8 protein-coding genes and 1 pseudogene are annotated in these 11,975 nt (G+C 61.1%); 8 read left to right on the top strand and 1 reads right to left on the bottom strand.

Annotated features, from left to right (window positions below; translation table 11 throughout):
* Nucleotides 1-17 precede the first annotated feature (17 nt).
* Together B0G73_RS17035 and B0G73_RS17030 are read left to right on the top strand one after the other, a co-directional pair.
* Nucleotides 18-989, top strand: coding sequence for a LysR family transcriptional regulator (locus B0G73_RS17035; protein ID WP_106282478.1), 972 nt, complete (start codon nucleotides 18-20; stop codon nucleotides 987-989).
* A 65-nt stretch (nucleotides 990-1,054) separates the two neighbouring features.
* Nucleotides 1,055-2,506, top strand: coding sequence for an aldehyde dehydrogenase family protein (locus B0G73_RS17030; RefSeq protein WP_106282477.1), 1,452 nt, complete (start codon nucleotides 1,055-1,057; stop codon nucleotides 2,504-2,506).
* Between the two features lie 107 nt (nucleotides 2,507-2,613).
* Here the strand turns inward: B0G73_RS17030 and B0G73_RS17025 are convergent, their stop codons facing one another.
* On the bottom strand, nucleotides 2,614-3,591 hold the full coding sequence (locus B0G73_RS17025; RefSeq protein WP_106282476.1) for a 2-dehydropantoate 2-reductase: 978 nt from the start codon (nucleotides 3,589-3,591) through the stop codon (nucleotides 2,614-2,616).
* A 444-nt stretch (nucleotides 3,592-4,035) separates the two neighbouring features.
* Here B0G73_RS17025 and B0G73_RS17020 point away from each other — a divergent pair, with 444 nt between their 5' ends.
* From B0G73_RS17020 to wecC, 6 genes and pseudogenes are all read left to right on the top strand, one after another.
* Nucleotides 4,036-5,451, top strand: coding sequence for an undecaprenyl-phosphate glucose phosphotransferase (locus B0G73_RS17020; RefSeq protein WP_106282475.1), 1,416 nt, complete (start codon nucleotides 4,036-4,038; stop codon nucleotides 5,449-5,451).
* A gap of 200 nt (nucleotides 5,452-5,651) precedes the next feature.
* On the top strand, nucleotides 5,652-6,806 hold the full coding sequence (locus B0G73_RS17015) for a polysaccharide biosynthesis/export family protein (protein WP_106282474.1): 1,155 nt from the start codon (nucleotides 5,652-5,654) through the stop codon (nucleotides 6,804-6,806).
* Nucleotides 6,803-7,239 (top strand): annotated as a pseudogene (locus B0G73_RS41890) (low molecular weight protein-tyrosine-phosphatase). Before B0G73_RS17015 ends, B0G73_RS41890 begins: the two are co-directional and overlap by 4 nt.
* A 3-nt stretch (nucleotides 7,240-7,242) precedes the next feature.
* Nucleotides 7,243-9,453, top strand: coding sequence for a polysaccharide biosynthesis tyrosine autokinase (locus B0G73_RS17005; protein WP_106282473.1), 2,211 nt, complete (start codon nucleotides 7,243-7,245; stop codon nucleotides 9,451-9,453).
* Nucleotides 9,454-9,547: 94 nt separating this feature from the next.
* Nucleotides 9,548-10,696 carry a non-hydrolyzing UDP-N-acetylglucosamine 2-epimerase gene (wecB, locus tag B0G73_RS17000; protein ID WP_106282472.1) on the top strand — a complete coding sequence of 383 codons (1,149 nt, stop codon included), beginning with the start codon at nucleotides 9,548-9,550 and terminating at the stop codon, nucleotides 10,694-10,696.
* Nucleotides 10,697-10,730: 34 nt separating this feature from the next.
* Nucleotides 10,731-11,975, top strand: coding sequence for a UDP-N-acetyl-D-mannosamine dehydrogenase (wecC, locus tag B0G73_RS16995; RefSeq protein ID WP_106282471.1), 1,245 nt, complete (start codon nucleotides 10,731-10,733; stop codon nucleotides 11,973-11,975).

The following is an 11,975-nucleotide window of genomic DNA, read 5'->3' as shown; positions in this document are numbered from 1 at the left end:
CACCCGGCAGTGACGTCATGAATGTTTCGTTGCAGCAACTCAAGGTGTTTGTCGCCGTCGCGCGTGAGCGGAGTTTTACGCGCGCGGCGCGTGAGTTCGACTTGACGCAATCGGCGGTGAGTCGTTGCGTGCGCGAACTCGAAGACGCCGTGGAATTAAAGCTGTTCGACCGTACCACGCGCCAGGTCGAACTGACGCATGCGGGGGCGAGCCTCGAGCGAAGAATCGGCCGGCTGCTCGACGAAATCGAGCTCACGCTGCGTGAAGAGCGGGCGGCTTACGACGGTCACACCGGCGTGGTGGTGCTCGCCAGCAATCCGGTGTTGTCGTCGAGTTGGGTGGCGCAGGGACTCGCGCGCTGCGCGGCGGCTTTTCCTGAGCTAGCCGTCTCCGTCAGGGATCAGCCTCAAAGCGGCGTGCTCGCGAGCGTCGAACAGGGCGAGGTGGACTTCGGCGTGGTCTCGATGGCCGAGCCGCTTGCCGGCGACCTGTTGCACGCGCAACTGGTTTTCACGACACCGCTCCATGCGGTGATGCCACCTGCGCATCCGCTTGCGCGCCACGCGAGTGTTACATGGACCGAGTTGCACGAATGGGCGCTCATCACGCTGAACGCCGACACGGGCGTGCGTGGGGCGCTCGAACTCGCCTTCAACGCGAACGGCGTTAAACGACGGCCGGTGCAGGAACTCGGACATGTCGCGGCGGTGCTACGCATGGTTGAACTCGGCCTCGGCGTCGGCATATTGCCAATCGACACGCATTGGCCCGCAATAGGCGCCTCATTGGTCAGCCGGCCACTCGCACCCGCGATGAATCTGGCGACACTGCTCGTGCATCGCCGCAACCGTTCCCTCCGACCCAACGCCGCAGCAGCCTGGGCGCAATTCTCCACTCCTTCACAGACCACCGACGTGTCGCTAGCCGCTTCGCAGATGCAGACGAAGCCGACCGTTGCGCGCGACGGCGCCGTCCTCCACGAGCCCTAGCGTCTTTCAATCGAAGCGGCGCGCACGCACTCAGCCCACGCAACATCCAAGCAAGGAGCCTCATGATGGAAACTGAAACCGACCTCAGGCGCCATGATCTGCTGATCGACGGCAAGCGCTTGCCGCCCGGCACCGGCGAATATTCCGTCGACATCAACCCCGCCACCGAGGAGCCGATCGCGCTGGTTGCGCAAGGCAGCGCCGCCGACGTGGACACCGCCGTGCGCGCCGCGCGCGCAGCGTTGAAAGTGTGGAACGGCATTCGGACCGCTGAGCGGGCCCGCATTCTGATGCGCCTCGCCGGCCTGATGCGCGCGAACCTCGAGGAACTCGCCACGCTCGAAAGCCTCGACGCCGGCAAACCGATCGCGGCGGTGATGCGCCAGGATATTCCGGCCGCGATCGATACGCTCGAATACTACGCAGGCTGGTGCGACAAGATCAACGGCCAGGTCGTGCCGGTGCGCCCCGATGCGTTGACGTACACGTTGCGTGAACCGGTAGGCGTAGTCGCCGCGATCGTGCCGTGGAATTTCCCGCTGATGATCGGCATGTGGAAGATCGCGCCGGCGCTCGCGTGCGGTTGCACGCTGATCGTGAAGCCCGCGGAGATCACGCCGCTGACCGCGCTGCGCATCGGCGAACTCGCGCTTGAAGCGGGTGTGCCGCCGGGCGTGCTGAATATCGTCACGGGCAAGGGGCGGGTGGTCGGCGACGCACTGGTCGCGCATCCCGGAGTCGACAAGGTGACGTTTACGGGCTCGCCCTCGGTGGGGCGCGGCATTCTGCAAGGCGCCGCCGGCAATTTCAAGCGCGTCACGCTAGAGCTCGGCGGCAAATCGGCCAATCTGATTTTCCCGGATGCCAATCTCGACAACGCCGTGCGCGCCGCGGCATCGGGCATCTTCTTCAATACCGGGCAAGTGTGTTCGGCGGGGTCGCGCATTCTCGCCCATCGCGACGTGTACGACGAAGTGGTCGAGCGCCTCGCCGCGCGCGCGAAGTCGATCAAGGTCGGCGATCCGTCGTCGCGCGAAACGTCGATGGGACCGCTTATCTCCGCGGCGCAGATGAACACGGTGCTGGGCTACGTCGAAGCGGGTCGTTCAGAGGGCGCGTCGCTCGTCACGGGTGGCGCGCGGGTGGGTGAACGTGGCTTCTTTGTCGAACCGACTGTGTTTGCCAACGTCGAGCATGAAATGCGCATTTCGCAGGAGGAAATATTTGGGCCTGTGGCGAGCGTGATTCGCTTCAACGACGAAGCCGACGCGATCAGGATCGCAAACGGCACGCTGTATAGCCTCGCGGCGGGCGTGTGGAGCGCGGACATCGGCCGGGTGCATCGGGTTGCACGGGATCTGAGGGCGGGGACCGTGTGGATCAACACATACGGATATACCGATGTGCGCCTGCCGTGGGGAGGATCAGGCGACTCGGGGTTCGGCCGCGAACACGGTGACGTCGCGATCGAGAACTTCACCGAGCCTAAGGCTGTGTGGCTCGCCATCGATCAGTAGCGTAAAAAAAGGATCGAACGCGTTTTGGCGTTCGATCCTTTTATGTTTGCCTTTGCCGATAGGCGGGAGAGCGAACGAATTTCTGATCGCACGCTCGCTATCGAGTCTCAATCTCCTTGCAACGCCATCCGTTCACGCAGTTTAATGAGCGCCAGCACGACATCGATAGTCGGCGTCGGCTCGGCGACGAGGCGGCCCATCTCCTGCACGACGGTCAACAGCGGATCGATCTCCATCGGCCGACGATTCTCCAGATCGACCAGCGTCGATGTCTTGTGGGCGCCGACCGCGCCCGCGCCATCAATACGCTTTTCCACGTCGACGCGAAAGTGCACGCCGAATTGATCCGCAATGCGCTTGGCCTCCAGCATCATCGTGCGCGATACCGCGCGTGTGCCGGGGTCGCTGGTGAGCACGTCGAGCGTGGCGTGCGTCAATGCGCTGATCGGGTTGAAGCACAGGTTGCCCCATAGCTTGAGCCAGATTTCGTCGCGGATATTGTCGCGGATCGGCGCCTCGAAACCCGCCGCCTGCATGATCTCATGCAACTGTTGAATACGCGGCGTGCGTTCTCCGCTCGGCTCCCCGATCGGGAATTTCTTGCCGTACACATGCTTGACGACGCCGGGTTCGACGATTTCGGCAGCCGGGTAGAGCACGCAGCCGATCGCCCGTTCGGGGCCGAGCTTCGTCCATTGACTGCCGTCCGGGTCGACGCTCGTGAGACGCGTGCCGGCGAAGCGTCCGCCGTGCTGATAGAAGTACCAATATGGAATGCCGTTGACGCCCGTGACGATGGCCGTGTGCTTGCCGAGCAGCGGCTGCATTGCATCGACTACGCCGGGCAGCGAATGCGCCTTGAGCGTAATGATCACGAAGTCCTGCACGCCGAGCTCGCGCGGGTCGGACGTGCAGCGCACCGGTGCGCTGAACGTCTCACCGTCCATGATCAGACGCGCACCGTGCTCGCGCATTGCCGCGAGATGCGGACCGCGCGCGACGAAACTCACATCCGCACCGGCGCGTGCGAGTTGCACACCCATCAAGCCGCCGATTGCTCCCGCTCCGAAGACACAGATCTTCATGATGCCCCTCCTCTGATGATGAATAGTCGCTTGCCCGATGCCGTGTCTTGCCGTGCACGGTTTGCGGATCATTGTTCGAGCATACGGGGGCAGGACGATTGCGGATAGTTAAAGTTTGTGGAGAGGTGCATTAGGGATCGGTTATGGGTGGCGCGGCGCCGGAAAAAACGTGGGACAGGACCGGACCGAATCGGACGGCGAAAGGGGATGGCGGACAAATGCCGCGAACGATTCGGAAATCTCTTAAGCCTCTCCAATCTTCGTGGGCGCAGAATGCGGCCTCTATGAGAAGTTGCGCATGCACGTGGCATCGCGAAAGGAATTTTGAGAGTGGTGCCATGAAGTCAAAGCTTGATGTGAGCGATCCCGTTGTGTTCTTGCGTGTGACATCTGTGCGGGAGTCGCGCGGTGTCGGATCGGCGGCTCCGCGCTAGGCCCGGTCTCATGCACACGGTGATTCGTAAAACCGCTGGCCGGGATTTGGCGGAGATGGAAAGCGTGCTGGCGCGCCTGCTAGACGCGACGTTGATCGCGTTGTCGGCGGCACTTGCTTCGCTGCTGTTCATGCCTCGCTCAGGGTATTCGATTCTCGAAGGCGCCTTCGTCGCTCTCGATATTGCGTTCGCTGTTTTGCTGCTGCCCTGGTTCGGCGTGTATGACTCATGGCGTGGCCGCTCGAAATGGCGGCTGAGCGTCAAGCTGGTGCTCGGCTGGATCGCGGTGCAGGCCTGCGGGCTCGCGATGTTGTTTCTGCTTCATCGCGCTGCGTCGGTGTCCCGGCTCTGGTGCGTGAGTTGGACCGTGATCGCCGCTGCGGCGCTGGTTGCTTCGCGGTGGGTGGTGCATGCCGTACTCGGTCGGATGAGACGTGGCGGCCGGAACCTGCGAATGGTCGCCGTGGTGGGCGCCGGCGCGCATCGCGACGCTGTGATCGCCAACATCATGAGTTCACCGGATGCGGGCTTCCGGGCGGTTGCCACGTTCAACACGCGACAGGATAGTGAGTCCGGGTTTGACGGCTTGCCGTCGTTCGAGCGGCTGCGCGAATTCGCGGACTGGGTGCGCCGTGAACAGATCGAAGAGGTGTGGATCGCGCTGCCGATGTCCGAAGAAGACACCGTGCTGAAGGTGCTCGACGAATTCAGTGGTGACCTTGTTAATTTGCGCTTTATTCCTGATGTGCGCAGTCTTGCGATGTTCGATCGAAACGTAGTCGATCTGAACGGCGCGCCGGCGATCAATCTGATGGCCTCGCCGATGACACCGTACGCGCTGGTTCAGAAAGCGGTTTTCGACCGGTTGTTCGCGAGTGTGGCGCTGCTGGCTTTGTTGCCGGTGATGTTGTCGATTGCAGTTGCCGTCAAGGCGACTTCGAAGGGACCCGTGTTGTTCACCCAGCGGCGTAAGGGTGCGGATGGGCGTGTCTTTCGCATTTACAAGTTTCGTTCGATGCGCGAGCACTCGGCGCGGCCAGGTGTGGTTCTGCAGGCCACGCGAGGAGACACACGGGTGACTCGTGTCGGCGCGTTCTTACGTCGCACGAGCCTTGATGAGTTGCCGCAGTTTCTGAATGTGTTGCGTGGGGAAATGTCGGTGGTTGGGCCGCGGCCGCATGCGATCGAACACGATGATCAGTATCGGGGAATTGTCGATGGGTATATCCATCGCTACCGGATTAAGCCTGGTATTACCGGATGGGCGCAGGTGAATGGCTTTCGCGGTGAGACGGATCGGGTTGAGAAGATGCAGGCACGGGTCGAACATGACTTGTATTACTTGCGGAACTGGTCGTTTGCGTTGGATATGCGGATTGTGCTGGCGACGGTGGTGAGAGGGTTGCGGCATCGGAATGCGTATTGAAATGCGGTTCCGCGATGTGGCGCCGGCGAGTTTTTGTGAGGCAATACTCTGCATAGAAAGGCAGAGATCGCCACGAGTTATGGATTACATCTGCCCGATGTTGGGTGGCGAGAGCGTTGCCTCGGCACGCTGGTTTGAATAGGTTGAACACGATGTTAGCGGTATTTTTGGCCAGACCCGCCTTCAGGCTTGGGGTGGTGATGACGGCAGTAAGTTTGTTGGCGAGTGCGTGCTCGGTGGCGCCAGGGATGAGGATGGACACGTCTCAGGCGCAGGATCACTCGGGTACGTATGTCACTTCTGGCACGGCTGGGGAAACCGGCATTGGTGCGTCGGGCGAAAAGGCGAGTGCAACGAGTGGTACGCCAGACATCGCGATAACGGAACTCGACGCTGCGCTGATTTCGCAGCTCGCACAAAGCCGCAAACAGCAGCAGCTCGAAGTTTCGCAATTGCTCTCTGGCGTACCCCAGGCCTACACGGTCGGTCCCGGTGACGTGTTGCAGATTGTCGTTTGGGATCATCCGGAATTCGCTGCGGCACTCGGCTCTGCGCAAACCCAATCGTCGGCAAGGCCGGGGGATCCGCTTGCGGGATTCGTCGTCGACCAGAACGGTGCACTCACATTTCCCTATGCGGGCACGCTGCATGTGGCGGGCCTGCGCGCCGAAGAGATTCAACAGCGGCTAAGCAGTGCGCTTGCCAGGTACTTCGTCAAGCCGCAGGTGACAGTGCGAATGGCTTCTTACCGCGCGCATGAAGTTTACGTCGACGGGGAAGTGCATAGCCCGGGCGTGCTGGCGGTGAACGATGTGCCAATGACGCTTTACGAAGCTGTCAGCCGCGCCGGTGGGTTCAGTGAGGCGGCCGATCAGAGCGAGCTCCTTCTGGTGCGTGGTGATCGGTCGTATCGCGTGAATCTGACGCAAATGCTCGCTCAGGGATTGAGCCCGTCGCGCCTCTTTCTACAGGCGGGTGATCTGCTGCGTGTCGTTTCGCGCGATGAGAACGATGTGTATGTGATGGGCGAAGTCAACAAACCGGTTTCGGCGATTCCTCGCCGAACGGGTCGCATGACATTGGCCGATGCACTTTCGCAGGCCGGCAGTGTGAACGCTTCGACCGCCGATGCCGCCCAGATGTTCGTGATCCGCAGTTCACTGACCGGCACGCCGCAGGTGTTTCACCTCGACGCGCATTCGCCGGTCGCGATGCTGCTTGCGAAGGATTTCGAATTGCAACCGAAGGACGTGGTGTACGTGGATGGTAGCGGTCTTGTTCGTTTCAATCGCGTGTTGAGTCTGTTGATGCCGTTAATTAACACGGGTCTGACGGCGGGAGTCATTGCGAAATGACCGGGGTTTTGATGGTGTGTGAGGGGAACGTTTGCCGCAGTCCGGTTGCGCGGGCCATTCTTGAACGGGCGCTGCCTGCTGTCTCAGTGAGTTCCGCGGGTACGCGAGCCTCGTTGGCAGGCACGCGGATCCACTCGCGGTTCAGGTTGCATGCCAGCACGGCGTGGACATCAGTGGTCATGTAGCCGAGGCGCTTAGCAACGAGCACGTGCGCGCGGCAGATGTCGTGCTGGCCATGACGAATTCCCAGCGCACGTTGATTCTCGATCGCTTTCCCTCTGCAAGGGGAAAGGTCTTTCGTCTGGGCGAACACGAGCAGCTCGATATTGTGGATCCCTATCAACGGCATCGTGTCATTTTTGAACTGGCCTTCGCGCAAATCGAGCACAGCGTTTTGAAATGGTGCGACGACATTATCAGGCTGACGCACTAAATCATGAAATTACTTGATCGGGAACGCTCGGCCGACGCGCTGGGCGAAAAGGAAATCACGCTATCCGAAGTTTTCGCATTGCTGAGCGAGAATCGGCTCTTGATCGTGTTGACCACGGCGGCAATGCTGTTCCTCGGCATTACCTATGCATTTTTCGGCACGCCTCTGTACAAAGCCGATGTAATGATTCAGGTCGACAGCGACCCCGGAAGCGATACGCTCAACGACAAGCTAGGCGACCTCGCGTCTCTGTTCCAGAGCAAGGCCTCGACCGACGCGGAAATCGAACTGATCCGTTCGCGAATGGTGGTCGAAGAAACTGTTCGGAGTTTGCATCTCGATGTCAACGCCACGCCGCACCGATTTCCGCTGATCGGCGCGCTGATCGCACGGCAGGCTCCCGCTGGCAGTCCGGCGAGTCCCTTCCTCGGAATGAGCAGTTTCGCCTGGGGCGGAGAGGCTTTGGGCGTGACCCAATTCGACGTCCCAGCTGCGCTCTACGATCAGCGTTTCAAATTGATGGTCGGCGCGGATCAGACGTTCGAACTGCGCGATGCGGATGGCCATACGGTGCTACGCGGCCGCGTGGGCATCGCGGAGCAGGGCGTCACACGGTTCGGGCCGGTGCAGTTGAGAGTGGACCACATGGTCGCGCGCGCTGGCACGTCGTTCAATCTGGCGAGGGCCTCGACGCAACTGACGACAGCGGATCTGCGGACCGCACTCGACATTAGCGAAAAGGCCAAACAGTCGGGCATTGTCGCCGTCTCGCTCGAAGGCGGGGATGCTGCAAGGATCGCCGCTACCGTGAATCGCGTGGCGAGCATTTATGTTCAGCGAAATGTAGACCGGAAGTCCGCGCAAGCACAGCAGATGCTGCAGTTCCTCGCCGACCAGCTTCCCCAACTGCGCGCGGATCTCGACGAGGCCGAAGCCAAATATAACGCGTTCCGCGCGCAGAACGGCACTGTTGATCTGGAAGCAGAGGGCAAGCTTCTGCTGCAATCAATCGTCGATAGCAAAACCAAACTGGTCGAGTTGCAGCAGCAGCGCTCCGCGCTCGCACAGCGTTACACGGCGGAACATCCATCCGTGCAGGCGATCGACGCCCAGATCGGTGAATTGCAGGAACAACAACGCTCGTTCAACCAGAAAGTCGCGGCTTTGCCGAGCACGCAGCAACAGGCGCTGCGCCTCATGCGCGACGTGCGGGTCGACACCGACCTGTACACCAAGCTGCTGGATAGCACGCAGCAGTTGCGTGTGCTGAAGGCGGGCCAACTCGGCAACGTCCACACGGTCGACTACGCAGAGGTGGCCGAAAAACCGGTCAAACCGAAGAAAGCGCTGGTGATCGCGCTGTCAGGCCTGATCGGTGTGCTGCTCGGATGCGCTATCGCATTCGTGCGTAGTACTTTGAATCGCGGACTCGAGACGCCGTCGGAAATCGAAGGCGCGGTCGGCGTGCCGGTGTACGCGATCGTGTCTCGAAGCGCGCGGCAGCGGACGTTGCATCAGTCGGCTCGCGGCGGCGGGTCGGAATTGAACGTGCTCGCGGCGGCGCAACCCGATGACGTGGCAGTGGAAGGCATCCGTAGCTTGAGAACGGCGTTGCAGTTCGGCTTGCTCAATTCGCACAACAACATCGTGATGTTGACGGGGCCAAGGCCCGACGTCGGCAAGTCGTTTCTCTCGGTGAATCTGGCAGCGGTGCTATCGGCTGGCGGCAAACGCGTGTTGTTAGTCGACTCGGACATGCGCCGAGGTGACGTGCACAGATACTTTTCGCTCCCGAGCAAACCCGGCTTGTCAGACGTGATCGGCGGAGTCGAGCCGTCAAGCGCGGTGCACTACCAGGTCCTGCCCAACCTCGACGTACTAATGAGTGGCAGCGTTGCGTCGAGTCCGGCCGAAATGCTAATGAGCGAGGCATTCGGAAAATTGTTAGCACAGTTTAGCAAACAGTACGACGTGGTCATCGTTGATTCGCCGCCGGTATTGGCCGTGACCGACCCGGTACTGATCGGCAAGCACGCGGGCCTGACGTTGCTCGTCGTTCGTCACGGACGCCACTCCGCGGCCGAGCTCCAGGAGAGCGTGCGTCAACTGAGTAACGGCGGCCATACCGTCGACGGCGTTCTGCTGAACGACGTTCCGCAGCGGGCCAGTGCGTACGGCGCGTTCTCCGAATACGGGGCCGAAAAATCCGCATGACGGATTGCAGCATTTAGTCACGGCGCCACGCGTCGTCTTCCACGATAGTCGTATCGCGGCGCTTTCGGGTGCGCGATCAGCAAACCACTCGCTAATGAAAAAGAGGATTCTGCTTACCTTCGGAACCCGTCCTGAGGCCATCAAGATGGCGCCTCTCGTGAGGCAACTCAAGAACGCCGAGGGAATTGACTGTTTCGTCTGCGTAACCGGCCAGCATCGCGAGATGCTCGATCAGGTATTGAACCTGTTCCAGATCCGTCCTCATTTCGACTTGAATGTGATGAAGCGGAATCAGGATCTCTATGACGTAACGAGTTCCATCCTGCTCGGCATGCGGGATGTGCTGAAGGACTGCCGCCCGGACCTGATGCTGGTGCATGGCGATACGTCGACAACCTTCTCCGCCAGCCTCGCGGCGTTTTACCAGCGCGTGCCCGTCGGCCATGTGGAAGCGGGCCTGCGAACGGGTGAGCTTCTGTCGCCGTGGCCGGAAGAGGCGAATCGTCGGCTGACCAGCGTGCTTGCCGCGATGCACTTCGCGCCGACCGAGCGCGCCCGACAGAATCTGCTCGCGGAGAACGTGCCGGACGAACGCATCGTGGTGACGGGCAATACGGTGATTGACGCGCTCCTGCATGTGCGGCAGCAACTGGCAAGCGATACGCGGCTACGCGACGAAGCGCAGCGGCATCTCCCGTTGCTGACGCCGGGGCGGCGCCTGATTCTGGTGACAGGACACCGGCGGGAGAGTTTCGGCGGCGGGTTCGAGCGTATCTGCACGGCGCTGGCTCGGATCGCGAATTCGTATCCCGACGTAGACATCGTGTACCCGGTTCACCTTAACCCGGACGTGCGCGAGCCGGTGAACCGGATTCTCCGCGGCATTGCCAATGTTCATCTGATCGAGCCGCTCGACTATCTGCCGTTCGTTTGTCTGATGGACCGTGCCTATCTGATCCTGACCGACTCCGGTGGGATTCAGGAAGAGGCACCTTCGCTCGGCAAGCCGGTGCTGGTGATGCGCGAAACCACTGAGCGTCAGGAGGCCGTCGACGCGGGCGTAGTGAAACTGGTCGGCACCGACGTGCAGAGAATCATCCAGACCGTATCGCAGCTGCTGTGCGACGAAACCGTCTACCAGGCGATGAGCGTGCGCGGCAACCCCTATGGCGATGGCCATGCCTGCGCTCGCATTGAGAGCGCGCTACTTGAAAAACGTTTCGGTCCGGCTCTGGCGGTCTGAGCGAACATACCCTGCTTACGGATATAGAAAAGAAATGGATTTTGAAACTGTTTCGGTGGTCGGCCTCGGCTACATTGGGCTTCCTACTGCAGCCGTGTTTGCGGCACGCCGCAAACGTGTCATCGGCGTGGACGTCAGTCAGCATGCCGTCGACACCATCAACCGTGGCGCCATTCATATTGTCGAGCCTGAGCTCGATATGCTGGTGCACGCGGCAGTCACGCAAGGCTATCTGCGCGCGACAATCACGCCGGAGCCTGCGGACGCGTTTCTGATCGCTGTGCCGACGCCTTTCTCCGACGGCTACAAGCCGGACCTCCGCTTTATCGAAGCAGCGAGTCAGGCGATCGCGCCGGTGCTCAAGAAGGGCGACCTTGTCGTCCTCGAATCGACTTCACCGGTTGGCACAACTGAGCAGATGGCGGCGTGGATGGCACAGCTCCGTCCCGATCTCTCTTTCCCGCAAGAGGCGGGCGAGCAGTCGGACATCCGCATCGCTCATTGTCCTGAACGCGTGCTGCCTGGTCACGTGATTCGCGAGCTGGTCGAGAACGACCGCGTAATCGGCGGCATGACGCCGCGCTGTAGCGAACTGGCGCGTGAGCTCTATCAAAGCTTCGTGCAAGGCGACTGTATCCTGACGGATGCCCGCACAGCCGAGATGTGCAAGCTGACGGAGAACTCATTCCGTGACGTCAACATTGCCTTTGCGAACGAACTTTCGATCATCTGCGACAAGCTCGATATCAACGTATGGGAGTTGATCCGTCTTGCGAACCGCCATCCGCGAGTGAGCATCCTGCAGCCGGGGCCGGGAGTGGGGGGGCATTGCATCGCCGTCGATCCGTGGTTCATCGTGGACTCTGCCCCGGACGAGGCGCGCCTGATCCGCACCGCGAGAACGGTCAATGACGCAAAGCCGGGCTATGTGATCGAGCGCGTGGAACGCGCGGCGCGGCGCTTCAAGGATCCGGTGATTGCGTGTCTCGGGTTGGCATTCAAAGCGAATATTGACGATCTGCGCGAAAGCCCGGCCGTCGAAATCGCCGACGAACTAGCGGAGCGGTTCGCAGGCCAGGTGGTCGTCGTCGAACCGAACGTGAGAACGTTGCCGGCATTGCTCGATGGCAAGGTTCGCCTCTGTGAATTGAACGAAGCGCTGCTGGAGGCGGACATTATTGTCATTCTGGTGGACCATGCGCAGTTTCGACGTGTGGATCCCGTCCGCTTTCAGGCGAAGGTGGTGATCGACACGCGTGGGGTGCTGGCGCATGCGTGA

Origin of the sequence: Paraburkholderia sp. BL25I1N1, from assembly GCF_003002025.1 — a bacterium.
GTDB lineage: Bacteria > Pseudomonadota > Gammaproteobacteria > Burkholderiales > Burkholderiaceae > Paraburkholderia.
The sequence above is the reverse complement of the archived record's forward strand: the minus strand, read 5'-3'. Positions and strand labels throughout refer to the sequence as shown.

Bases quoted from the DNA above. Each gene is read 5' to 3' on its own strand.
- B0G73_RS17035 (WP_106282478.1), top strand. From the start codon at position 18: ATGAATGTTTCGTTGCAGCAACTCAAGGTGTTTGTCGCCGTCGCGCGT.
- B0G73_RS17030 (WP_106282477.1), top strand. From the start codon at position 1,055: ATGGAAACTGAAACCGACCTCAGGCGCCATGATCTGCTGATCGACGGC.
- B0G73_RS17025 (WP_106282476.1), bottom strand. From the start codon at position 3,591: ATGAAGATCTGTGTCTTCGGAGCGGGAGCAATCGGCGGCTTGATGGGT.
- B0G73_RS17020 (WP_106282475.1), top strand. From the start codon at position 4,036: ATGCACACGGTGATTCGTAAAACCGCTGGCCGGGATTTGGCGGAGATG.
- B0G73_RS17015 (WP_106282474.1), top strand. From the start codon at position 5,652: ATGACGGCAGTAAGTTTGTTGGCGAGTGCGTGCTCGGTGGCGCCAGGG.
- B0G73_RS17005 (WP_106282473.1), top strand. From the start codon at position 7,243: ATGAAATTACTTGATCGGGAACGCTCGGCCGACGCGCTGGGCGAAAAG.
- wecB (WP_106282472.1), top strand. From the start codon at position 9,548: ATGAAAAAGAGGATTCTGCTTACCTTCGGAACCCGTCCTGAGGCCATC.
- wecC (WP_106282471.1), top strand. From the start codon at position 10,731: ATGGATTTTGAAACTGTTTCGGTGGTCGGCCTCGGCTACATTGGGCTT.